Below are 21,152 nucleotides of genomic sequence, written 5' to 3' on the forward strand. Positions count from 1 at the left end.
TAACATTAGGTGCAGGCATGGTTTTTTTCTGCTTAAAGAAAAGGGTCTAGAGAAGTAATGGAATGGCTTACGGGTATGATAGAATAGAATAAACATCTTATAGGTACTGACAAACGTAAGTTAATTATAAATTATGATCCGTGAAGAGAGGTGAACGCTATATGCAGGGAACGATTCTGGTAGTGGATGATGAACAGCCAATCGCTGATATTTTAAAATTTAATTTGGAAAAAGAGGGCTACCAGGTGATTTGCGCCTTCGATGGAATCAGCGCGGTGGATATCGCGGTCAAGCAGCAGCCTGACCTGATTCTGCTGGATCTGATGCTACCGGGCATGGATGGCATGGACGTATGCCGCGAGGTACGTGGGCATCAGCTCCAGACGCCGATTATTATGCTGACCGCCAAGGACGGCGAAATCGACAAAGTGCTGGGGCTGGAGCTGGGCGCGGACGATTATGTGACAAAACCGTTCAGCACACGGGAATTGCTGGCACGGGTGAAGGCACAGATGCGCAGACAGCAACGCGGCGGGGCAGGCGCGTCGGAAAGCCGACCGCAGGAGGATAAGCAGGGGCTGCGCGTGGGCGACCTCTTTTTTGATACGGATATGTATACAGCTTACAAAAACGGAACACCGCTTGACCTGACGCACCGTGAGTATGAGCTATTGCACTACATGGCGAAGAATGCCGGAAAAGTCATGACGCGGGAGCATTTACTCCAGGCGGTGTGGGGCTTCGAATACTACGGGGATGTGCGGACAGTGGATGTGACCATTCGGAGGTTGCGCGAGAAGATTGAGGAGAACCCGAGCAAGCCGGAGACCATCCTGACACGCCGTGGTCTTGGATATATTGTGAGCGGGGGCAAAGGTGGCCTGCGGGCATGAGATGGCTGTCTTTCTTTCGTACCATTCATGCAAAGCTGATTATTATCTATGTGCTGCTTATCTTGGTGGCTATGCAGCTGATTGGGGTCTACTTTGTCAGCTCGATGAAGAACTCTCTCACGAGTAATTTTACGCAGGATTTGCAAGCACGGGCGGAGATGCTGTCCGTGCTGGCGGAGCAGGATCTGAGTGGCAGTGACGGCAAAATGGAAGAAGACAGCGTGGAAAGCCTGCGTGCACGCGTGAATAATTTGTTTGATTTCAGCGGCGCGGAAATTCAGGTGCTGGATGCCAGCGGTAAAGTGTTAATTACTTCTCAGGGTTCACACGCCGATTATGTCGGACGCAAAAACACGCAGACAGTGGTCAGCCGCGCACTCCAAGGTATCCGTGATAACGAGGAATACATGGTGGACGAGGATAATGTCCGCAAGAAGGTCGTCGCCAAGCCTGTTATCAGCCAAGGCAAGATTGTCGGCGCGGTGTACATCGCCGCTTCGATGAGCGAGCTCTACGATACGATGAAACGCATTAACAATGTGTTTCTTTCAGGTATGCTCATTGCGCTCGCGTTGACGGCTGTGCTGGGCGTGGTATTGGCCCACACGATTACGCACCCGATTAAGGTGATGACACGTCATGCAACGGAGGTTGCCGAGGGCAAATTCGACCAGCAGATGCCTGTATTTGGTGATGACGAGATCGGCAGGCTCAGCGTGGCCTTTAACTATATGACAGGCCGTCTGCGTGAGGCGCTGTCCCAAAATGAAGAGGAGAAGGAGAAGCTCTCCTCCATCTTGACCAATATGAGCGACGGTGTGGTCGCTACTGATGACAATGGCCGGGTCATTCTGGTCAACCGTCGGGCCAGCGCCATGCTGGGCGTAAACGAAAACGAAATGACCGGCAGGCATATCGCGGTACTGCTGGGGATCGACCCGGAGGAAACCGAGGCCCTGTATAGCGGCTCTTCGGCCTCCACGCTCTTGCAGCTGGAGCCAGCCGGTCAGGATGAACCCATCGTCATCCGTGTGACATTCACGCCGATTCATCGGCGGGAATTTGGCATTACGGGAACGATTGCCGTACTCCAAGACGTGACGGAGCAGGAGGAGATGGAGACGACACGGCGGGAATTCGTAGCGAATGTATCACATGAGCTGCGCACTCCGTTGACGACCATCCGCAGCTATGCTGAGGCGCTGGATGACGGCGCGATGGCTGAACCGCAGCTCGCGGAGCGTTTCGTGGGCGTGATCCGCAACGAGACAGAGCGTATGATCCGGTTGGTTACGGATTTGCTGCATCTGTCACGGCTCGATTCCAATGAGGCACCTTTGCGGATGCAGCCTGCAGATGTGATGGAGATGCTGGACGAGGTCGCAGATCGGTTTTCTTTTCAAATGAAGCAAAAGCACATTCGCTCAGGGATGTTCGTAGAGCAGGGAATCGGTAAGGTCGTGATCGACCGGGACCAAATTGAGCAGGTGTTGGACAACCTGATGTCCAATGCGCTGAAATATACGCCAGATGGCGGGAGTATTCGGATTGAAGCTCGCCGCAATAGTGAGGGGATGCTATCCATTTCGGTACAGGACACCGGGATTGGTATTCCCAAAAAAGATCTGGACCGGATTTTTGAACGGTTTTATCGTGTAGACAAGGCGAGATCGCGCAATATGGGCGGCACGGGGTTGGGACTTTCGATTGCCCGGGAAATTGTAAAGGCGCATGGGGGCCAGATTTTTCTGGAGTCGGAATATGGTCAGGGAACCTGTACGACCTTTACGCTACCCATGTCGAGTGAAGGGAGGGAAGCACAGTGAAGGAACGTTTGAAGTCCTGGACGCTTATTTTGCTGGTTGCTTCCAGCCTGATACAGACTTATTTTTTGATTTACCGCCTTCCGGGCAGTGATTCTGTACTCACTTCAGAAACGAACTATGTCAAAACCGAAAGCATGGGACAGGAGAAAAAGATTGAGAACCTCGTGTTTCCTGATAAAATGCTCATTCACCAAGGTGAGAAGAAGCATACCGTTTTTTATCCGGGTGTTACTTTTTACGATTTAATTTATACACGGCTGGAAAGCCGAAGCTTTAACAACTTTCAACGTCGAAGTATTCAATCGGCAGACTGGGCGCGGATTCGCAGCGAAAATGAAGGCATCGAATTATCTTTTTCAGGCGGGGTCCCGGTTTCATTACTGGAGCGGGTCATGCGTCTGACGCCGGATTCGGTGTTTCAGGGAGAGACGATTAACCGCATCTGGATCTATATAGATGAAAAGAATGCCAAGCCGCACGCGCTCTTTTTCAGTGCCAGAGGCGATGTGGTGTATGAGGCGAACCAGTTCGATATGACGGTAGAGGACATCCGGCAGCATGTGAATTTCGGTAAAAATGCCCCGTTGTACGAGCTGGTGGATAATCAGTACTACATTCCCGTGAATGACCTGGAAACTACACAGCCTGTGGTGTATGCCGGGTTGTTTACGACGGAGCAAATGCAGCGGAATTTGTTTTTCGATCCGGGGATTACGCGCAATATTCAGGAAAAGGACGGCTCCCAAATTTATACGGACAGCAAGCGTAGTCTGCAAATCAAGCAGGAGCAACGATGGATGAGCTATACCGATCCCAGTGCGCCGGGGGCGGGTGGAAGCAGTCCGATTAGGGATGTGCTGGCCGCGGTTGATTTTGTGAATCAGCATGGTGGTTGGGATGCTTCGTATCAGCTGAAATTGAAGAGCAGTGATGAAAATCGTACAACTGTGATGTTTCAGCAGTATTATGGTGCTTATCCAGTGCTGGACACACCATCGTTCCGCTTTGGTACGATTTCGCTGCAAATCCAGCAGGAAACGGCTTCTGTCTATGAACGTTCGTTGCTGTATCTCAAGGGAGGAGAACAATCCTCAAAGAAGGTTATGCTGCCGGGCGGCGAGCCCTTGAAAAAGCAACTGGAGACTGTAGGCAAAGGGAAGACGATTAGAGAACTGACTCCTGTATATCAGCCGGAGCTGATTAATGATGGATTGAAGCTTTCTCCTGAGTGGCGCGTTACGCTCAGTGACGGTTCTGTTGCTGAGATTCATGCTGTTCCTGTAACGATAGCATCCAACGCAACACAAACGAAGCCAGACCGGGAGACAAAGAGGTGACAGGAAGGGGGAACGGGAATGGATTGGAGCCGCGCCAAAAACGTATTGATTTGTACATTTTTGCTGCTCAATGTGGTATTGGGTTACCAATTGTGGCATGATGCGCAGGAAACGGCAGGGCCGAATTTGGATTTTACTTCATTGGATGAAAATACGCAGCGTTTAATGGAAGAGAAAAGCATTCAGGTGCTGGCTCCGATTCCCGGTGATACCCCGCAGCTGCCTAAACTTTCTTACACATACGTTCATAGTGGAGAAAAGGATGATCGTGTGCAGCTGGTGAAGCCGGTGGACAGCAAACTGGTATTCACCCATGACGCGCTAGTTGAGGCATTGGAGCCACAAATCAAGGATATCGATAACTTTCAGTATGATCCGCTGGATGTTCAGGAGGAGTTGGCATCCGGACAAGCAGATGCTTTTGTGCTCCATCCGTTGGTTCAGGGCAAGTGGCCGCTATTTAATGTGAAGCTGGCTCTGTTTTACAGCAATCAGAAAATTACAGGGTATCGCAAAATTAAGGTCGATCTCCAGCCTTCGGATGAGGCAAAGAAAATGCTGCCTGCGTCCAAAGCACTGGCAAGGCTGATTGACGGTTATTTGCCGCGCGACTCGATTGTGAAGGATATCCGGCTCGGTTATTACGGACAGACCTTTAACTCCGATAGCCAGGTGGCTGCCCCCGTGTGGCGGTTTATGATGGACAACGGGAAAGGTGTGTACTATGTGCAGATGAACGGAGATGTCATTAGTCCAAAGACAGAACATACAGAAGGGTCTTGAACAGATATGGGGATTTCATTTACCGTGCTGTCGAGCGGTTCGACCGGCAACGCTACCGTTGTGCGGAACGAAGACACGACATTGCTCATCGACGCAGGTCTCAGCGCGAAGCGTATTGACGAATTGCTGAAAGAACGCGATCTGAGCGGAGAAGAGTTGGATGGTATTTTGGTCACGCATGAGCATTCCGATCATGTTAAAGGACTAGGCGCCATGGCGCGTAAATATAATTTACCTATATATGCTAACGAGAAGACATGGTTTGCCATCAGCAATGCTGTTGGGCAAATTGCAGACGATAACCGCAGAATATTGGAGACAGGCGCAACGCGGGAATTTGAGTCATTACGCGTGGAGTCTTTTGGCATATCCCATGATGCGGCTGAGCCTGTAGGATATAGCTTTTATGATGGGGCAGAGAAGCTCAGTGTAGCGACCGATCTTGGCTATGTCAGCGACAAAGTGAAACAGGCGATATCAGACGCGGATGTATTGGTGCTGGAGTCTAATCATGATGTGGAAATGCTGCGTATGGGTCGTTATCCGTGGAACATCAAGCGCCGTATTCTCAGTGATATCGGTCATTTATCCAATGAGATGGCGGGCGCGATTCTTAGCGAGCTATTGACAGGACGTACGAAGCGAACGTATTTGGCACATTTGAGCCGCGACCACAATATGATGGAACTTGCGAAGTTGACTGTACGTGGGGCGATGGAAGACCGCGGCTGTTTTTACAAGGACAGTGAATTTCGATTGTGCGATACGTACTATGATCGTCCTACACCTTGGGATAAGGTAAGTGAGTCATAAAGCTGTCCAGCTCGGCGGCTTTGCGTTCTACCTCTTCACGGGTCACTACGCCTTTGTCCACCAGTAGTTCAATCAATGTACTTAGCGCCAGTGTATTGCGGTAATGCTCGTCTTTCAAATCCGCAAGCTTGGCAGCCATGCGAACTTCATCCATAGCCGAACGATGTGAATTCATCATATATTCCTCCTGTAAAAATATTTTAGAAATGGCGTGCAATGAGCTTGGTTCTGCCTGTGGTTTTGTTGGGTGCTGTGATACAATAAAGCTAACAACGGAAAGCCTTCTGAAGGAAGGCTCTCATCGAAAGTATAGGCAGCTTTAAGCGGACGGGAACAGGCCAGAACGTCTCTATGAGACGATCATTTTGTAATAGAATAGAAGACTTGTTACTATTGTAGTCCATTGGTTTGGAAATCATTCCTCTTTTTTCCTCTATTCGGGGTCAGATTCGGCGTGTATGCTAATTTATGAGATTCGGTTGCTTAGGAAGGCACCATTTGTGGTGATTAATAAGTAGGCCGGAACGATTGGTTGCTGGATTCCGATGATAAGGGATATTCAATCCATTTGAGATGTTCAACGGAGCAGGTTCTCTGTAGCATAGGTTGGCGCAAGCCCGAATAGCCCTAATTTTTTAGTGAGTGTCGGTGCATGACAACGAAGGGGAGAGGATTAGCATGGGCTTGTTTGAGGACGATTTTTATTCAACAAAGGTATCCACACGTGCGGCTAAAAAAATGGCATTTAAGGCGCGCCGTGGAGGACGTGGACGTTGGCCACACAGGAAGCGTGGAGTAAGTCCGGTGCAAGCTGCTGTCATTAGCGGTGCAGTCAGTGCAGTGGTTGCTGTGCTTCTGTTCAGCTTTATTACAGGCCTGCCCTCCACTACGGCGGTAACCGGAGCCAGTCACTATCCCTTGCGGCAAGCAGCGGGTGATCCGTATGATCGGATTGTGCAGGCGGCAGCCAAGGTGCGCCCAGCCGTCGTCAGCATCGTGAATCTGAAAGAGGAAGATGGTAAAAGCACGGAACAATCCGCACTTGGATCGGGTGTCATTTTCCGAGTGAGTTCGGGCAAAGCCTTCATTATGACGAATAACCATGTGGTCGAAGGATCAGATGATCTGGATATTGTAACGGTAGACGGTGTCAGAAAAGAGGCAAAGCTGATCGGAAAGGATCGCATTAGTGATATCGCTGTACTCGCAGTTGACGATAAAGGCATTAGCACGGTAGCGGATATCGGCGACTCCAGTAAACTTCGTCTGGGTGAGACGGTCATTGCTATTGGCAATCCGCTTGGCCTGGGAGACACGCTTACCTCCGGTATTGTGAGTTATACGAATCGCATCATTCCGATTTCCATTAACCAGGATGGCGTATATGACTGGGAGCAGCATGTGATCCAGACCGATGCGGCGATTAATGAGGGAAACAGCGGCGGAGCGCTGGTCGATCTGGACGGACGTGTGATTGGCATCAATACGATGAAAATCGCTGATACTGGTGTTGAGGGACTTGGTTTCGCCATTCCCGCCAATGAGGTAATGAAGACGGTGAATGAACTGGTTGAGGACGGCAAGATCACCCGCCCTTATCTGGGGGTATACACGGTGGACCTCAACAATGAATATGCACCGCTGGATGAAACTCAGCGCAAGGAGCTCAAGTTGCCGGACAGCGTGAAAAATGGGGCAGTCGTTCTGGAGGCCCATGGTCCTGCCAAGGAGGGTGGCTTGAAGCTGAACGATGTCATTACAGCGTTTGATAGCGAACCGATTAACTCTACCCTTGATTTACGTCGCTACTTGTACGATAACAAGAAGATTGGCGATGAGCTGAAAGTTACTTTTTACCGGGCAGGCAAGGAAGAAACGGTGATGTTAAAATTAACAGATAAGCCGGAAGGCTAAGGTAACTTATAGGCTTAACTATAAAAAAAGGCGTTCACCGGCTCATTTCCGGGAACGCCTTTTTTCGATCTTCTGCTGAGCCTTTGATTAGGATGTCGTTCCCGTTACACGGGTTCCGCTCTTGGTGATCTTGTATGTCACCACATCGCCGCTCCAAAAATGGAACTTCAGCGTGACTTCACCATCTTTTACACTATTAAAAAATTCAGGTAGCAGCTTGATGCCATTGGCATCATAGGCAGGGGCAAAAGTATTGCCAAACTCTTTATAAGGCGTCCAATCCTGTGGACCGGCATTGCCACCATTGGTATAAACGGCTTCCATCGTGGCGAGCTGGCTACCGTGGAATTCTGTTGGAATGGTAAAGGCTTGTGTAGTCCCTTCGACAGCGCTTAATTTTGGGGTATCATACACGACTACTTTGAAGTTCCAGTCTGCCCCCTTGTTAAACTTAGCGGTAATGACGGCATTCTCCCCATATTTACCGGAAGTGGTCAGGCTGGTGAGCAAGCTGGCTTTTAAGGTTAATGTATCTCCGCTCAGCGTATAGTCGGTGCTCTGTGTTAGTTGCTTACTGCCCACACTGAGTGTTTTCAGCTGATTGCCATTCAGGTTTAAGGTGACCTTGGTGTCCTGAGCAGAGGTGCCTTTCTTCAAGTGAATGAGATCACGGTCTGCATTGGAGGAACGCCCTTTTAGACTGGCTTTAATAACATTAAAGAGTTCAGGATCAGACCATTTGTACGTTGTGCGGTTAAAATGCTGGCCATTATCCCAGAGCATACCTGTTATTTTCTTCTCTTTCATGTAATAGGTTAAATACTCGAAGAATTTCAGCTTTTCGCCTTGTTCAATAACGCCTGTATTTTTATCGAAGCCGAGTAGACCGAATTCACCTACAATAACCGGAATACCTTTGGCTACAAAGGTGTTATAGACGTTATCAAAGGTTTGGATGATATCGTTTTTAGTATCTTTATCAAAAGTAGTATGGCCCGCAATATTTACACTGAAAGGCCAATAACCATAATAGTGGACGGTGGCAATCAGATTGGGATCATTCAGCTTGGTTATCGTGTTGTACAGCTCGTTGATTTTGGCCTGAGCAGGTGAGGTGTCCAAGCCAGGCAGAACAAGGGGACGAGTGGCATTCTTACCGCCAGAGGCGCGGACAATTTTGTGGAAGGATACATTCAGTTCTTGGAGCATCTGATTCATTTTCGCTTCATCCGTAGTCCCTCCTTCGGAGAAACGGGGTTCGTTAATACTTTCGAACATCAGCTTGTTAGGCTGGTCTTTAAAGCGTGGGGCAATTTGTGTCCATAATGCGTTATAGCGAGCCAGCACCTCATCATGTTTGGGCTCCATATTGCTTACCCACGTCCATGAATCATGATGGACATTGATCATGACGTACAGATTAGCATCCAGTGCCCAGCGAACAACCTCTTCCACACGGTTCATGTAGGCAGACTCAACGGTATAGTTTGGTGCTGCTCCAATGTGCTTATCCCAGGTGACGGGAATACGAATACTTTTGTATCCTTGGGCGGCAATTTGCTGGATCAACGCCTGGGTAATGCGCGGATTGCCCCAGGCTGTCTCATCCGCCCCCACAGCATCCAGAGAATTTCCTAAATTCCATCCAGGCTGCATGGCTTCCACATACGATTGCATGCTGCTCGCAGCCGCAGCTTGTGGTGCTTGTCCGTCAGATTCGGCAGCAGCGGCAACGGATGCGAACGTAGATAACAACAGGGTAATGGCAAGCGTCAACGACAGCAATGAAACGGGTCTTCGTTTTAACATAACAGGCCCCTTTACAAAGTTATTTTTGAAAGCGCTTTCCAATAAAACACTACCACACTATTTGAATATGGAATACCTGTATAATTCATGTAAAAATCATGTGTTAATTAGATATTTTAATTTTGTAAGCGTTATTATTGAAAAAATACAGAAATGAGTGTAGAATCTATGGCCCTACGTGGATTGTAGTATAGCATCGGATTTGTAAATACAAAAGAAAGAAGGAGATGAATATGAATAAGTGGGACACGGAAGAGGCCATTCGACGCTGGGATATGCATGCAGGAAACTTTACTGCCAAGTACACGGAGGAAGGAGATCGATCTCGCGAAGTACTGCTAAACCCGGCATTACAAGCCTGTATGGGACCTCTCGGGGGCAAAAAAGTGCTGGATGCCGGCTGTGGCGAAGGCTATCTAAGCCGTAAAATGGCCAGGGCGGGTGCGTTGGTAGAGGCTGTCGATTACTCGACAGAGATGCTGAGGCTAGCCAAAGAGCGGACGCCGTCAGCGTTGGGAATTACATATCACCATGGCAATCTGGAAAAGCTGGAGATGTTCGGGGACCAGAGCTTTGATCTGATCGTGTCCAATATGGTCATACAGGACTTGGCCCATTATGAGCAGGCGATTGCCGAAATGCAGCGATTATTAGTTCCAGGGGGCCGCTTTATTTTTTCTATTCTGCATCCGTGCTTTCAGACGCCGCAGAGTGGTTGGGTGAAGGATGAGACTGGAAAAAAGCTGTATTGGAAAGTGGATCAATATTTCAACGAAGGCCCATTGGAGCAAGCGATCCCTTATGATCAGGAAGAAAAAATTTTGTACTTTCACCGTACGCTGAGCAGCTATGTACAGACCATTATTGAGGCGGGTTTGCTGTTGGAAGGGATGATCGAACCCAAGCCTTCTGCCGAAATGTTGGAGAAATATCCCCATTTTCACGAGGACCTTAATGTCACTAATTTTCTTATTTTTACAACCAGACGTTTGGGGTAAAAAGCAAGCCCTTTCCTTTCCGCGTCAAGTGTGGTAGAACAAAAGAAGGCAGTTTTGGCACACTTACAACAGGAAGAGCTTCAAACAGAAAGGGATGCAATTGGAATGTACGTGGTATGTAAAGAGCATGTGGAACTGGCAATTGATATGTTCGTCGATGAATACGAGGATGCACCGGATGTCGTCGATCTCAAGGAAACGAAATTTTCGGATTGGGACCCTCCAGTGAAGTGCAAGGAATGTGAGAACAAAGCAGAGTTTTTGGTCGTCTAAAAACAAGCACGGGCGTTTCGGGCAGAAACGTCCTTTTTGTATACCAGAATTTTTGCAAAAATACCCCATACATAGAGCTATATTTATTCCCACCACGTACTGAGACAGGAGTGAACGATGGATGGACCCTTTGCTGCATTCACTATTTCGTCCGCTTCAAGTCAATGGAAGTGATCTCTCCACGTATTATATCGAACAAAAGCCGTCTGCTGTGCTAAAAGCTTACGTGGCCTGTTATTGGGAGTCCGGTCCGGCTAATAGGGTGGTAGAAGAGAATCTAGCAGCTTCGTGCGAAGACACCGCTTTGTTAAGCTTGCCGCATGAAGAAACCATGGAGCGGGTATTACCTGACGGCTGTACGGATATTCTATTTGAATACGACCCGGTGAGTAAGCGTCAGGAACTCTCGTACTGTGGGACATTTACGCAACCGTTTGTGTCTGCCAGACAAGCAGGGTCCGAGACACGCATTTTTGCGGTGCGATTTTTTCCCGGTGGGGCACATTATTTTCACGGTATGCCGACTCATTTGTTTACAGGTGGTAATTATCGCTTGGAAGATCTCTGGCCCGAAAGCATCGCTGTGATAGGTGAGCGCATTATGGAAGCGCAGAATTTCAATGAACGGGTGCGCATAATGGATGAGTATCTTAACCAGCTTCTGCTGCGCCGTAGGATAAGCGATTGTGACCTGATGAAAAACTTGCTGCATCGCATCTTTGTGAGCGGCGGGAGTGTGGGGGTTAAGGAGCTTGCGGAGTGTGAGGCGATCAGTGAAAGACAGCTTAACCGCAAGTTTGGGCAGTGGATCGGAATCAGCCCCAAAAAGTTCAGTGAAGTCGTCCGCTTCCAGAGCGTTCTGCACAGTATCAAAGGCGGCGGGGGTCTGGATTGGACGGAGCTGGCATTGAAGCACAGCTTTTTCGATCAAGCGCATCTAATCCGTGATTTTCGCAGGTTTTATGGAGATTCCCCGCTTACCGCGGCTAAGGATTTACGGAAGTTGTCCGATTTTTACAATACACGCCCAGAGGCTTCGGCTATACTCAAAATATGAATAAGAATGGCAAAGGAGAGATGTGAATATGAGTGGAACACTGCAAGTTCGCGATCATTTGCTGAATGAGCTGGAGACCGGAGTACGGACAGGGGAAGCCTTAATCCGTAAAATACGTCCAGAGGATTGGAGCTTTCGTCCACAGGATAATTTCCGTTCGCTGCTGGAGTTAGTGCATCACTTTGTGCTTATTCCTGCTTCGGATCTTGCGATAATGCAGGAGAAGTCTGAGGGTGAAGTGGGAAGCATTGAAACCAGCCTGTCCGGGGTGGAAGATCCCGAGCGCTTAGCTGCGGCTTTCAGGGAAAACTTCGAGGCTTATAAGGCTTACATTCTTTCGCTTAGCGAAGACGATTATCTGAACCGTTCGACGAAAGCTTTCTATATGGAGCATGGACATTTGCAGGTCCAATGGCAGATTGAGACCGTGACCCATGTATTCCATCATCGTTCGCAGATTTATAATTATCTAAAGCAACTGGGACATGAAGTGAGCTTTTCTATGTTGTACGCTTGAGTATTTTTGTGAAGATTTATGGAGGGCACCTGTGCGGTGCTCTTTTTTGGTTGTAATTAAGCTTTTCTGAGATGATATGGCCTTACTCAAACGCACGTGAAACTTCTTTACTAACCCGTCTGAGAATGCCGATTTGCTCCTCATTCAATCTGCTGGTCAACGCAACAAACTCATCTATCGCCTCTTGCCGAATAGTTTCGTCTTCAGTCATATGTTCTTTGGAAAACATTAATTCACTGATAGACACGTTTAAGGCAGTTAACACTTTCTCCAAGGTATCAATCGAAAAGTTTCTTTCGCCACGCTCTACCGATCCAATATATGCATCATCTAATCCTGAAAGTTCCGCAAGTTGTTGCTGTGTTAGTCCCTTAGCCTTCCGAATCGTTCTAATTCTTTCTCCAACCGAATTCCGTAATTTTGTCATATTAACCACCTCATAACAAGCTTATGGAAGATGAAGTGTAAAAGTCAGGTAGAAAAGAATTATTCAATTCTTTTTTGTTGTAACTCAACTAAAGCAACAATATTTTTTGTTATAGTAGTAAGAATTTCGAGCTCTGTTGTTTCTCTTGAATTTATGAGTAACATAAGTTCATTTATGATCTGTTTTCGATCCGTATTTTCATCGAATTGAAAAAGTTCAAAGGCTGGAACGTTTAATGCTAGAATTATTTTTTCCAACGTCTCCAATGAAATATTTCGATCTCCACGTTCTACTCCACCAATGTAACTGTAATGAAGTCCTGCTGCTTCTGCCAGTTGTTCCTGTGTCCATCCTTTAGCTTTTCTTAGCTCCCGTATTCGGTTTCCGACACTTTCTGGTAAACTCATGTAATCACCTCCACTTAAGGTTAGAAGAGGAGAGAATATCGTTACAGACCATCTTATACAAAATAAATACATATAAAACTGTACTTTTAAGTACTATTTATATTGACCTCCTTTTTCACTTTCTATACAATTGGTTATGAATGGAAATACAAGGAGGGGCTACTCTTGAGAACTTCTATCCTGAAATCACTTAAACCGGACATCATTGTTGAAATGTTAGAGATGGCTGTGGCTTTTGAAAATTGGAAAAAGGTGATGGAGACGGCGGATATTTTGTACCAATGTGTACAGCGTATCTATGAAGAACGGCAGTATCATAAAGCAATGAAATTATCCATCCCGCATGTCAATTTAGAACGTCCGTTGATATACTATTTTGGTTTCAGTCACCTGATGTGTGGAATGGCTCACCAGAACCAGGGTGCATATGAGCAGGCAAGGGAGTGCATCTATAAGTATGCTGAGCTGGGGTGGATGGAGGATTTAGAGGAAGAAGACATTCAGGTTGTCGAGGAATTCAGGTTTTTAGCCAAAACTAATTTATATGCAGTAGATATTTTGTCTGGAAATATAGAGCTTGTCGAGGAATACGTAGCCTTTTTGCAGGATAATCTAGAGGAAATATTACCGGGGCTGAATACCATATTACAGGCAGCGCTTATGTATCATTTGGATGTAGGGGATATTTTACATACGTTTGCAGAGCAGATTGATGAATTCGGGAGTTATGAAGACGCAGAGAACATATCTTACTATTATAGCTACTGCTATCACTTGGCTTTGTACTATCGGGAGTACGATAGATTACAGGATGCAGTGGGACTTACTGTGCGGGCGATGCAACTAGCCGATCAGTCGGGTAACGATCGTAATTTCAAGAAATGTACAGCATTGTTTGAATCATTACGGGAGTCAGCGACAGCGGAACAAATCAGCCAATATCGACAGATGCTAATGCAGAGTCTTGATGAATACGAAACGGATAGGCATTTCATTGTGAAGAGCGTAATGGATAATCCGCTATGACCTGAACAGGGAATAGGCTCGTAGTGGAGAGGAAATAGATAGGTAAGAGGCGCATCAGGTGCTAAAATAACTATGTTAAAGGTATTTTTTCATGTTAGGGATCGTAAATGCGATTTTACATTATCATTCGACATAGATAGGGGTATGGAATTTGTTTATTCAGCTTATAGGTGTTGGCAAGTTAAAAGAGAAGTATTTGGTCATGGGCATTCAGGAATATGCTAAACGGCTAGGGCCATACATCAAGTTCCAAATGATCGAGGTAGCGGACGAAAAGGCTCCCGATACACTGAGCGAGGCGGAGGTTCGACAGGTCAAGGAGCGAGAGGGCGAGCGTATCCTAGCCCATGTGAAAAGCGAAGCACACGTCATTGTACTCGCCATCGACGGCAAACTGTGGAGCTCGGAAGAACTCGCAGAGGAACTGGACAAGCTCGGCACCTACGGTACAAGCCATGTTGTCTTCGTCATTGGCGGCAGTCACGGCCTTTCTGACGAAGTCCTCCGCCGTGCCCAGCAGAAGCTGAGCTTCGGAAGGATGACCTTGCCGCATCAACTGATGCGATTGGTTCTGGTAGAGCAGATTTACCGGGCGGTGAAGATTAATCGGGGTGAACCTTATCACAAGTAGGGCGAACTATATTATTGCGATTTCACTACTAGGTTTGGCTCTGCCAAACCTAAAATATCCACAACAGTAGCTCCATCTCTTCTGTACAATGAGGAAGTTAATCTGAAAGAAAAATGCTCAGTACCTTTTTTGGCTACAGGGATAATGGTCACAGACGTACAACCTTCGTCATGGACATACGAATATAGCACTGCTATAATGGACGTATGAACACATATGACAAAATATTGGCAGCTGCTCTTAAGGTACTCGAAGAGGAGGGTGGAGCCCAATTTTCGACGCGAGCCGTAACTGCGATCGCGCAGGTTACGGCTCCTACACTCTACCACCATTTTGGAAATGCCGATGGACTTCTAAGTGCAGCTATAGTGGAAGCATTCAAACAGTTATTTGAAAGCAAGATTGCCGCAGTGGAGTCCACCATTCCAGAGATGGCTCTTCGTCAAGGATGGGATGACTATGTCCGCTTCGCGGCAGCCCGTCCTCGGATTTATGCGGCGATGATGGGGCGGTTGCTCGAGGGCGCCCATATCGAGGCGGCAGATCATTCGTACCAAGCACTAGTGCAAAATATTCAGGGAGTCGCCGCCGAAGGCAAACTGGCTGTGTCAGCCAAGGCTGCGGCAGATCTGGTCTGGGCTTCCGCCAATACGGCCTCTTGGCTCTATGTGACGGCCCAGATTCGTAAGGCACCCCCACCCCAACCCGACGTCGTTGACCTCATTCGGGAAAGCGTAATGCAGATCATTTTGATCCAAAGGCCGAACGCCGATTCAAAATGAGGGATTCGATGACAGAGCCTGGAGACTCCAGGCAAAGCCCCAATTTAGAAGACGCATAAGAAAGATCGCCTATCCAACCTGGACCTCCAGAGGATGGCGATCTTTTTATGTTTGGAGGATGCGAGCATTAGTTCTCTTGGATTGTGTTGTGTGATAAGTGAAATGTGGTACGCCGAGTGCATCACGCAACACCCACTAAAACGATGTTCAGACCGCAGGGCAACACTTTAGAAAATATATAGCACCGCTATATACAACTTTGTATAGCGGTGCTATAATACCAGTATAGCGGTGCTATATCGTGATCCATATCTTATCAAACCTAGGAGGGTTACTATGTCATTCAAAACTCAAGAACTGGTCGTCGTCACAGGTACGTCCAGCGGTATCGGTAGGGCTACCGCGGAGCAGCTCGCCGCTGAAGGATTTCACGTTTTGGCGGGGGTTCGTCGTCAGGAAGACGCCGACAAAATCAAACGCAAAAATATCGAGCCGGTGATCGTCGATGTTACCAATATCGACACACTAAAGACGCTGGCCGAACGGGTGGAGAAAGATCCGCTTGGTCGCCCTTTGCGGGCAGTGGTTAACAATGCCGGCATCGCCGTTAATGCGCCTCTCGAGATGGTTCCGCTTGATGAATTGCGCCGCCAGATCGAAGTCAGCGTGATCGGACAGGTCGCGGTTATTCAGGCACTCACCCCGGCGTTATTGAACAGCGGCGGACGCGTGGTCAATATCGGCTCCGTTGGCGGCAAGGTCTCCATGCCCGGATTCGGAATTTACTCGGCTGCGAAGTATGCGATGGAAGCGATCAATGACAGTCTTCGCAGGGAGATGTCCTCGTTTGGATTCAAGGTTATCATGATCACTCCGGGTGGTGTCAGCACTGGCCTGTCGGAGCAAGGGATTACAACAGCGGAGCGGCTGGCCAAGTTGATGACGCCGGACCAGCACCGACGCCATGATCGTCTTTTTGACGCCGTGAAGGCTCAGGCTGAAACGTGGGCAAAGGACGGTATCCGCCCTGAGAAAGTGGCAGCAGTGATATCACGCGCAATCCACGAAAGAAAGCCACGCACCCGCTATACGGTCGGTCGCGATTCGGCACTGCTGACCCGACTGGTCCGTATTCTCCCAGACAAACTCCTCGACCGGATGCTCCGCAGCCAGATGAAACTGCAGTAACGGGCATTTTAACGAATCCTCTTGCACAGAAAGCTAAAATGGGGGAATGAAATATGCCACAAAACAAGTTTGAACATGCCATTATTGTAGGTGGATCTTTAGGTGGTCTAATGATGGGGCTTGCGTTATCTCGTTCTGGTTATACAGTTACCATTCTTGAACGTGCAGATTCATCATTAAGAAATGGTGCTTTTATTCGTTTACACACAAAGCCTTATAGTAATAGTGAAATTGAACGAGAATTAAGACACTTGGCATCCAATGGTAACAACAATGTTGAAGCTTGGTCAGCCATTCAAGAACGTTTGCGCAATGCGGTTGCTAAAGAACGTGGTATTACCCTTCAGCACAATACACGAATTGTTAGTGTTGGGCAAAATGAATCATCTGCTTGGGCTACCAGTGAAGAGGAGAAGACGTTTAAAGGTGATTTTTTAATTGGCGCAGATGGATATCGCAGTATTGTCCGCCGCTATTTAGACCCTGATAAACCATTTGCAGATTATGCTGGCTATCTGGTTTGGGTAGGGAAGGTGGGCGAAGAGCTGCTGCCAAAGAAAGACTGGAAAAAACGGCAACTTTCGAGCGCTTATTTCAACAATAGTGCTGCCGGTACACTGACAACTGCGGTGATGCCAGGTATAGAGGGGGGGACCAATCCTGGCCAGCGATGGATAGGTTTTTGCTGGTTTGATCATTCGCATAATCAATTGCTGTCTGAGTTAGGGGTGTTAAAGGACGGGGTTGCCCAGCATTCCTTATACGGTGGAGATATTCCGGATTCGCTACTGGAAGAACTATCACAAACCAGCCAAGCAAATTGGAATAAAGAAGATGATGCAATTTTGCAAATCGCGATTAAGGACCGCAGTTTAATCGGGGCACCTGTTAATGAATACATCCCTAATATATTGTCAAAAGGAAGAATAGCCATCATCGGCGATGCAGCTCATACCATGTCACCAATGACTGGCGCAGGCTTTAATGACTCACTTGATGATACGGTTGCCATTATGGACTCCATTAAACAGTATCCGAATTCGATAACAAAAGCTTTGGGTGAATACCAAACACGTCGTTTAGATGTGGTTCGTCAAGATGTTCTTGGGGGCCAAGGCTTTAATCGTTCTTTTGGACGATTATAACAGCATTAAACTAAGCCATTGATACACTGGAATTTCAAGCATAAACGGGGAATTCCCCCATTTGAGAAAACGGTAAAGCAAAAAATACGAAGTATTTATAAATTAGGAGGAATTAGTATGAACGATACAAAGAACCCTTACGTTACTGTACTCTGGGAGGCGAGAGCTAAGGCAGGGAGAGAAGCCGAGATGAAGGCATTCATGACTGCTGCTGTCACCCCGTCGCGCAACGACCTGGGCAACATTGACTACGAGGCTCACGAGGTAGAAGGCCAGCCTGGCACATTCATCATCTACGAGCGCTGGGAAAACCGGGATGCCCTCGATCGGCACCTGAGCGCCCCCCGGATGCAGGAACTGGTGCCCCAGCTCTTAGAACTGATGGAGGGATCCATTGAGGAAGGGATTCGACTCCTGCAGCCGTTCCGCCCAGCGCAGTAAAACGCAACACCGAGCGGAACTCATTAAGTTCTGCCGGAAAGCGTGAGAGATATTTTCGTGAGCGGTTAAAGACTTTAGTGGAGGAGGCAAAACGTTGGCAACGATCGATGATTTTGCAGCACTAGATATTCGTGTCGGAACGATTAAGGAAGCGGAGTTTTTTGAAGAAGCAAAGATTCCTGCGATAAAGCTTAAGATTGATTTTGGACCGGAGATCGGGATGAAATCCTCAAGCGCACAAATAACTAAGCGGTATAAGGCTGAAGAATTGGTAGGGAAGCAAATTATAGCGATCGTTAATTTTCCTCCTCGGCGTATTGCAGGATTCAAATCGGAGGTATTAGTTTTGGGAGGCGTTCCGGAAAAAGGAGATGTCATTCTATTGAAGCCGGATATTGAAATACCTAATGGTACTCCTATTGCGTAAGCTATTGCAGTAAGCTTGAACAGAAAAGAGGATGTACGCTTACGAATTCTCGGATTGGGGCCGCCGACCAAGTGCGCTGAATGCGACGAGAATGCGAAAAGAATGCGGAGTACCTGATGGTCTGACCATCACCGCATAGGGGTATGAATAAGATAAAATGAGACGAGTCCTGCGGATGCGGGGCTTTTTGGTGTGAGTGAAGAAGAAGATTGGTCAGCGACTTATCACATATTAGGGAATAAGTGGGCGTGTTATACTTGACATTAACTTTGCTTAACATAGTACCGGAAGAGGTGGAAACATGTAAGTCTTAGCCGCAGAATACAATATTCGAATTATCCCAATAAAATATAACGCAGCCTGCTATACGTCCGATATGGCCGGTTGCCGGGATACGTATAGCATCGCTTGTGTTTACGATAAGGAGATTAACGGCGATGAACTTAACATGGGACTTGGAGAGTCTGTATTCCTCATTCCAGTCGGAGAAATATCAAAAGGATTATAAACATGCAGCAGAGCTTGCAGATAAACTTGGTGCGAGGGCAAAGCTTCATTTACACACTCAAGAGAAGGCTGCGATTCTAACGGAAGATTTTCTTAGGCAATATAATGCATTCAGGAGCGTGTATCTGTGCTTATTCAGCTATGCAGAGCTGGTATTCAGCATTGACAACGGGAATACAGAAGCTGCAAATCAGATGGATGTATTGGAAGAAATGGCCGCGGGTTCCGAAGAAGCTCTAGCAAGTTTCAGCAAATGGCTGGCAAGCATGAGTGGGGAAGAGCTTGATACTATTATTGGTTCGGGTGAGTATGTGGGTCGGCATGCTTTTTATTTGCGTCAGCTGCAGCAGCAGTCAAGGTATTTGCTCAGTGAAGAAGCTGAGGCAGTCATTGCCCGGATGCAGCTTACCGGCGCCAAAGCGTGGGAGAGGCTGTACATGAAGATACAGTCTACCTTGCGTGTAGAGGTGGAGATGAAAGGGGCAGCGCATCAGCTGTTTTTGACGGAGCTGCGCAATCTGGTGTACGACCATGATTCTCAGGTTAGGCAGGCGGCATATGAAGCGGAAGCCAAGGCTTGCCGCAGTGTTGCCGAACAGAGTGCAGCTTGTCTTAATGCGGTGTGTGGAGAGGCGATAGGAATCTATGAGCTAAGAGGGTACAAATCGCCGCTGCATAAAGTACTGGAGACCTCACGTATGGATCAGGAGACGCTGGAAGCAATGCTGCAAGCGATTAAGGAGAGCCTGCCTGCCTTTCATCAGTATTATCTTCACAAAGCAAAGCTTCTGGGACACGCAGGACCGCTCCCTTTCCATGATATCTTTGCTCCGGTTGGCGAGGATTCTTCCGTCAAAATTAGCTACCCGGAGGCACAAGAGCTTATTGTTGCCGGGTTTAACTCGTTCAGTACAGAACTGGGTGCGTTCGCCCGCAAGGTGTTCATCTCCAGATGGATCGATGCGGAGTCACGGGCAGGAAAAGGGAACTTTGGCATGTGCATTGATATCGCACCAATCCAAGAGAGCCGGATTATAACCAGCTTCACCGGGAGCTATATGGATGTTGGTGTACTGGCGCATGAGATTGGTCATGCCTACCATAGCAGCTGTCTTGCCGGAAAGACTATGGTCAATATAGATTATCCGATTCCGATTGCCGAGACGGCGTCGATCTTTTGTGAGGGTCTGATTAATCAAGAGTTACTGCTGAGTGCATCGGAAGGAGAAGTCTTGCCGATCCTGGAGCGGAGCCTCTCGGATGCCGGTTATTATATCGTTGATTTCTATGCCCGTTATCTGTTTGAAAGCCAGCTTTATGAGCATAGGAAATCAGGCTCGCTAACGGTGGAAGAACTGAACAGCCTGATGCAGGATGCCATGTCTGCGGCCTATGGAAGCAGTATTGACCCGGATTCTATTCATTCCTACCAGTGGGTTAGCAAGGCTGGTTATTATATGACAGGCAATGAGTTTCTGAATTTCCCGTATTCGTTTGGGCTGTTGTTCTCTAAAGGGCTATTCGCGCAGTATAAGAAACGTGAAGGCGGATTCGCCGAGCAATTTCAAGCCTTCTTGGCCGCCAGCAGCACCACCATGGTTGCAGATGCCGGGCAGTTAATGGGTATCGATGTGCGTTCACCAGAGTTCTGGAGAGATGCGCTGGCCTTGATTGGGGAAGATATTCAGCGCTTCGTTGGGCGTTCTGAAAAATAATAACAACAGGAAATGACAAGCATTTAGTAAACCTGCACATGCACAATGTCATTAAGATTAACTCAAAGACAGAGCTGGAATAAGAATGGAATACAATACACTGTTAAAAGCAGTGAAATCTTATATAATTGAATGGTACATTGGTAAGCTCTCTAAGTTGGGGAGCTTTTCTTTTTGTCTTTAGATGACAGGGTGAGAGCTTTATAATAGTAATTACAGATGATAATGGGGGGAGA

Annotated in this window: 22 protein-coding genes; 18 read left to right on the top strand and 4 right to left on the bottom strand. The window is 47.7% G+C overall.

The window, feature by feature from the left end; translation table 11 throughout:
• Positions 1-161: 161 nt before the first annotated feature.
• From yycF to MKX59_RS00685, 5 genes are all read left to right on the top strand, one after another.
• Entirely contained in the window at positions 162-893 is a 732-nt protein-coding gene (gene yycF / locus MKX59_RS00665) for a response regulator YycF (RefSeq protein WP_025723159.1), read from the top strand.
• A gap of 71 nt (positions 894-964) precedes the next feature.
• Positions 965-2,719, top strand: a complete 1,755-nt coding sequence (gene walK, locus MKX59_RS00670; RefSeq protein ID WP_371915913.1) for a cell wall metabolism sensor histidine kinase WalK — start codon at positions 965-967, stop codon at positions 2,717-2,719.
• Complete coding sequence (locus MKX59_RS00675; protein WP_340857313.1) at positions 2,716-4,056, top strand: YycH family regulatory protein; 1,341 nt, start codon at positions 2,716-2,718, stop codon at positions 4,054-4,056. Before walK ends, MKX59_RS00675 begins: the two co-directional genes overlap by 4 nt.
• 18 nt (positions 4,057-4,074) lie before the next feature.
• Entirely contained in the window at positions 4,075-4,839 is a 765-nt protein-coding gene (gene yycI, locus MKX59_RS00680) for a two-component system regulatory protein YycI (RefSeq protein ID WP_069080188.1), read from the top strand.
• A 6-nt stretch (positions 4,840-4,845) separates the two neighbouring features.
• Positions 4,846-5,652 (top strand): MBL fold metallo-hydrolase, encoded by an 807-nt coding sequence (locus tag MKX59_RS00685; protein ID WP_053326502.1) that lies wholly within the window; start codon positions 4,846-4,848, stop codon positions 5,650-5,652.
• On the opposite strand, the gene MKX59_RS00690 is transcribed toward MKX59_RS00685, so the two are convergent.
• On the bottom strand, positions 5,621-5,827 hold the full coding sequence (locus tag MKX59_RS00690; protein WP_007433188.1) for a hypothetical protein: 207 nt from the start codon (positions 5,825-5,827) through the stop codon (positions 5,621-5,623). The genes MKX59_RS00685 and MKX59_RS00690 overlap by 32 nt on opposite strands.
• A gap of 503 nt (positions 5,828-6,330) precedes the next feature.
• Here MKX59_RS00690 and MKX59_RS00695 point away from each other — a divergent pair.
• Complete coding sequence (locus MKX59_RS00695) at positions 6,331-7,566, top strand: S1C family serine protease (RefSeq protein ID WP_023991119.1); 1,236 nt, start codon at positions 6,331-6,333, stop codon at positions 7,564-7,566.
• A gap of 87 nt (positions 7,567-7,653) precedes the next feature.
• On the opposite strand, the gene MKX59_RS00700 is transcribed toward MKX59_RS00695, so the two are convergent.
• Positions 7,654-9,375 carry a cellulase family glycosylhydrolase gene (locus tag MKX59_RS00700; protein WP_028540966.1) on the bottom strand — a complete coding sequence of 574 codons (1,722 nt, stop codon included), beginning with the start codon at positions 9,373-9,375 and terminating at the stop codon, positions 7,654-7,656.
• A gap of 233 nt (positions 9,376-9,608) precedes the next feature.
• On the opposite strand from MKX59_RS00700, the gene MKX59_RS00705 reads away from it, so the two are divergent.
• The 4 genes from MKX59_RS00705 (at position 9,609) to MKX59_RS00720 (ending at position 12,220) form a co-directional block, all read left to right on the top strand.
• Complete coding sequence (locus MKX59_RS00705; RefSeq protein ID WP_340857314.1) at positions 9,609-10,373, top strand: class I SAM-dependent methyltransferase; 765 nt, start codon at positions 9,609-9,611, stop codon at positions 10,371-10,373.
• Positions 10,374-10,478: 105 nt separating this feature from the next.
• Positions 10,479-10,646, top strand: coding sequence for a CxxH/CxxC protein (locus MKX59_RS00710; RefSeq protein WP_007433184.1), 168 nt, complete (start codon positions 10,479-10,481; stop codon positions 10,644-10,646).
• 121 nt (positions 10,647-10,767) lie between these two features.
• On the top strand, positions 10,768-11,703 hold the full coding sequence (locus MKX59_RS00715) for an AraC family transcriptional regulator (protein WP_068939288.1): 936 nt from the start codon (positions 10,768-10,770) through the stop codon (positions 11,701-11,703).
• 28 nt (positions 11,704-11,731) lie between these two features.
• A complete protein-coding gene (locus tag MKX59_RS00720; RefSeq protein ID WP_340857315.1) occupies positions 11,732-12,220 on the top strand; it encodes a DinB family protein in 489 nt (162 codons plus the stop codon).
• 82 nt (positions 12,221-12,302) lie between these two features.
• Here the strand turns inward: MKX59_RS00720 and MKX59_RS00725 are convergent, their stop codons facing one another.
• Entirely contained in the window at positions 12,303-12,647 is a 345-nt protein-coding gene (locus MKX59_RS00725; protein ID WP_076264609.1) for a helix-turn-helix domain-containing protein, read from the bottom strand.
• Between the two features lie 59 nt (positions 12,648-12,706).
• Positions 12,707-13,054, bottom strand: coding sequence for a helix-turn-helix domain-containing protein (locus tag MKX59_RS00730; RefSeq protein WP_023991113.1), 348 nt, complete (start codon positions 13,052-13,054; stop codon positions 12,707-12,709).
• Positions 13,055-13,219: 165 nt separating this feature from the next.
• On the opposite strand from MKX59_RS00730, the gene MKX59_RS00735 reads away from it, so the two are divergent.
• The 8 genes from MKX59_RS00735 to MKX59_RS00770 all read left to right on the top strand — a co-directional run bounded on the left by MKX59_RS00735 (position 13,220) and on the right by MKX59_RS00770 (position 20,916).
• The gene (locus MKX59_RS00735) at positions 13,220-14,080 is read left to right on the top strand and encodes a DNA-binding protein (protein ID WP_076264608.1); all 861 of its coding nucleotides are present in this window, start codon (positions 13,220-13,222) and stop codon (positions 14,078-14,080) included.
• 151 nt (positions 14,081-14,231) lie between these two features.
• The gene (gene rlmH / locus MKX59_RS00740) at positions 14,232-14,711 is read left to right on the top strand and encodes a 23S rRNA (pseudouridine(1915)-N(3))-methyltransferase RlmH (RefSeq protein ID WP_013312768.1); all 480 of its coding nucleotides are present in this window, start codon (positions 14,232-14,234) and stop codon (positions 14,709-14,711) included.
• Positions 14,712-14,917: 206 nt separating this feature from the next.
• Positions 14,918-15,493, top strand: a complete 576-nt coding sequence (locus MKX59_RS00745) for a TetR/AcrR family transcriptional regulator (RefSeq protein ID WP_068939278.1) — start codon at positions 14,918-14,920, stop codon at positions 15,491-15,493.
• Between the two features lie 336 nt (positions 15,494-15,829).
• Positions 15,830-16,681 (top strand): SDR family oxidoreductase, encoded by an 852-nt coding sequence (locus tag MKX59_RS00750; RefSeq protein WP_025720760.1) that lies wholly within the window; start codon positions 15,830-15,832, stop codon positions 16,679-16,681.
• A 53-nt stretch (positions 16,682-16,734) separates the two neighbouring features.
• On the top strand, positions 16,735-17,826 hold the full coding sequence (locus MKX59_RS00755; protein ID WP_340857319.1) for an FAD-dependent monooxygenase: 1,092 nt from the start codon (positions 16,735-16,737) through the stop codon (positions 17,824-17,826).
• A gap of 117 nt (positions 17,827-17,943) precedes the next feature.
• The gene (locus MKX59_RS00760) at positions 17,944-18,267 is read left to right on the top strand and encodes a putative quinol monooxygenase (protein ID WP_025720756.1); all 324 of its coding nucleotides are present in this window, start codon (positions 17,944-17,946) and stop codon (positions 18,265-18,267) included.
• A gap of 94 nt (positions 18,268-18,361) precedes the next feature.
• Positions 18,362-18,694: a chaperone CsaA gene (csaA, locus tag MKX59_RS00765; RefSeq protein WP_025720754.1), complete on the top strand. Its 333-nt coding sequence runs from the start codon at positions 18,362-18,364 to the stop codon at positions 18,692-18,694.
• Positions 18,695-19,131: 437 nt separating this feature from the next.
• The gene (locus MKX59_RS00770; protein WP_340857324.1) at positions 19,132-20,916 is read left to right on the top strand and encodes a M3 family oligoendopeptidase; all 1,785 of its coding nucleotides are present in this window, start codon (positions 19,132-19,134) and stop codon (positions 20,914-20,916) included.
• The last annotated feature ends 236 nt before the right edge of the window (positions 20,917-21,152 follow it).

This window comes from Paenibacillus sp. FSL R7-0340 (genome assembly GCF_038002205.1).
Taxonomy (GTDB): Bacteria; Bacillota; Bacilli; order Paenibacillales; family Paenibacillaceae; genus Paenibacillus; species Paenibacillus polymyxa_B.